The organism is Arthrobacter sp. 05L45_2 (genome assembly GCF_056397525.1).
The window spans coordinates 1-2339 of sequence record NZ_JBFTNO010000301.1; the positions used below are offsets into that span (position 1 = coordinate 1).

The window sequence follows — 2339 nt, forward strand, 5'->3', positions numbered from 1 at the left end:
CCTGGACTCCGGACACCGGGTACGAGTTCCTGAAGCAGAACCTCGCCATCAGCGAGGGCCAGCTCAAGTTCGAGTTCACCCGCTACCTCGGCTGGCCGGGGCAGGCGCCGTCGTACAAGGTGGGCCAGCGGCTCTGGGAGCAGATCCGCGCCGAGCTCGAATCCCGTCCGGGCTTCGACCTCAAGGCCTTCCACACCAAGGCGCTCAACATGGGCTCCGTGGGGCTGGACACCCTCAAGCGGGCGCTGCTGGGGTAGGCGTTCTCCCGCCCGCACTCTTGTCCGCGGGCGGGTTTAGCTGAGGCAGAGGCAAAAGGGGTGGCCGGCCGGGTCGAGGAAGACCCGGAAGGTGGTCCCCGGCTGGTGTTCGTGCTTGGCAGCGCCGAGCCCGAGCACCGCCGCCTCTGCGTCGTCCAGGTCATCGACGACCAAGTCGAGGTGCATCTGCTGCGGGACTTCCTGGCCGGGCCACTGCGGCGGCCGGAAGGAGTCCACCTTCTGGAAGCTCATCGAATCGCCGTACTCGGCGCGGACCGAGCTCCAGCCGCCGTCGTCGTCGTGCTCGACCTTCCAGTCGAGCAGGGCGCCATAAAACTCCGCCAGGGCGTTGGGGTCGGGACAATCCAGGACGACGGTCGGGAAGCGTGCGATAGCCATGGCGATCACTCTAGGCGCCGGTTCCGCATCGAGACAGCACTTCRCGGCAACGTTTTTCGGAAAAGTTGCCGCGAAGCGCCACCCCGATGGCGAGACAATCACCACACCCCGGGCTGGAATAACTTCACAAACGCATGGTCTTTCGGCGGAATTCCGGGGGTTTCGGCGCGGGCGACGGAGCGGCAACGCGTAACATTTCTCAACGTTCGTTGGCCGTGCTAAAAGCCACGGTCCTAGCGTAGCCGGGTGACCACTCAGACAAGCACCCCCGCCACCGCAGGCAAGCCCGGTTTCCAGCTGCCCAAATGGGCCGGCTCCTTCGGCTTCCAGATCATCGCCGCCCTGATCGTGGGCCTGGGCCTCGGCCTGCTCGCGAAGTACACGGGCAGCACGAAGACCAACCCCAACGCCCTCGGCGCCACCCTGCAGACCATCGGCTCGAGCTACGTCTCGCTGCTGCAGACCGCCGTTGTGCCGCTGATTTTCACGGCCGTCGTCAGCTCCATTTCCAACCTCCGCGCCGTCTCCAACGCAGCCCGGCTGGCCTGGAACACGCTGCTCTGGTTCGCCATCACCTCGCTGATCGCGGTGCTGATCGGCATCGGTCTGGGCGTCATCCTGCAGCCCGGCGCCAACACCGGCATCTCCGGACAGGGCGAGGCCCCGACCAAGGTCGGCAGCTGGTGGGCCTTCCTGATCGGACTCTTCCCGAAGAACTTCCTGGGCCTGGGTGCGAGCACCACGGTCGCCGACGGCGCCACCACCACCGTCGTGAGCTTCAACGTGCTGCAGATCCTGGTGATCGCGATCGCCGTCGGTGTCGCCGCCCTGAAGGTGGGCAAGGCCGCCGAGCCGTTCCTGAACCTCAACGCCTCGGCCCTGGCCGTGATCCAAAAGGTCCTGTGGTGGATCATCCGGATCGCCCCGCTCGGCACCGTCGGCCTGATCGGCAACGCCGTAGCCGTTTACGGCTGGGACACCATCGGTTCGCTCGGGAAGTTCACGGTCGCCATCTACGCCGGCCTGGCCCTGGTGCTGTTCGTCGTCTACCCCATCCTGGTCCGCAGCCACGGCCTCTCCGTCAAGCAGTACTTCTCCGGCGTCTGGCCCGCCGTGCAGCTGGCCTTCGTCTCCCGCTCCTCGGTGGGCACGCTGCCCCTGACCCAGCGCGTGACCGAACGCTCCCTCGGTGTTCCCCGCGGCTACGCCTCCTTCGCCGTGCCGCTGGGCGCCACCACCAAGATGGACGGCTGCGCCGCGATTTACCCGGCTGTGTCCGCGATCTTCGTGGCCCAGTTCTTCGGCATCCAGCTCGATTTCAGCCAGTACCTGCTGATCGCCCTGGTTTCCGTGCTGGGCTCCGCTGCGACCGCCGGAACCACCGGAGCCGTGGTGATGCTGACCCTGACGCTCTCCACCCTGGGACTGCCGCTGGCCGGCGTCGGGCTCCTGCTGGCCATCGACCCGATCCTGGACATGGGCCGCACCGCCGTCAACGTGGCAGGCCAGGCGCTGGTCCCCACCATCGTTGCCAAGCGCCAGGGCATCCTGGATGAGGCGCTGTACAACGCCCCGCGCAACGGCGACCCGTTCACCGATGACGCTGTTGACGCTGCCGACGACGGCGCCCCGGCACGCGAGCGCGAGCTGGCTGGGACCTCCGCCTAGGCCGCGGGCAGAAAC

The 2339-nt window shown here is 67.3% G+C and carries 3 protein-coding genes; 2 read left to right on the forward strand and 1 reads right to left on the reverse strand.

Annotated features, from left to right (window positions below):
• Positions 1-257, forward strand: a 257-nt coding sequence (locus AC1DHD_RS15710; protein ID WP_476880603.1) for a DUF885 family protein, incomplete at its 5' end; no start/stop codon positions are given.
• Positions 258-293: 36 nt separating this feature from the next.
• Here the strand turns inward: AC1DHD_RS15710 and AC1DHD_RS15715 are convergent.
• The gene (locus tag AC1DHD_RS15715) at positions 294-656 is read right to left on the reverse strand and encodes a VOC family protein (protein WP_476880604.1); all 363 of its coding nucleotides are present in this window, start codon (positions 654-656) and stop codon (positions 294-296) included.
• A gap of 246 nt (positions 657-902) precedes the next feature.
• Between AC1DHD_RS15715 and AC1DHD_RS15720 the strand changes: the two genes are divergently transcribed.
• Positions 903-2324, forward strand: a complete 1422-nt coding sequence (locus AC1DHD_RS15720; RefSeq protein ID WP_476880605.1) for a dicarboxylate/amino acid:cation symporter — start codon at positions 903-905, stop codon at positions 2322-2324.
• The last annotated feature ends 15 nt before the right edge of the window (positions 2325-2339 follow it).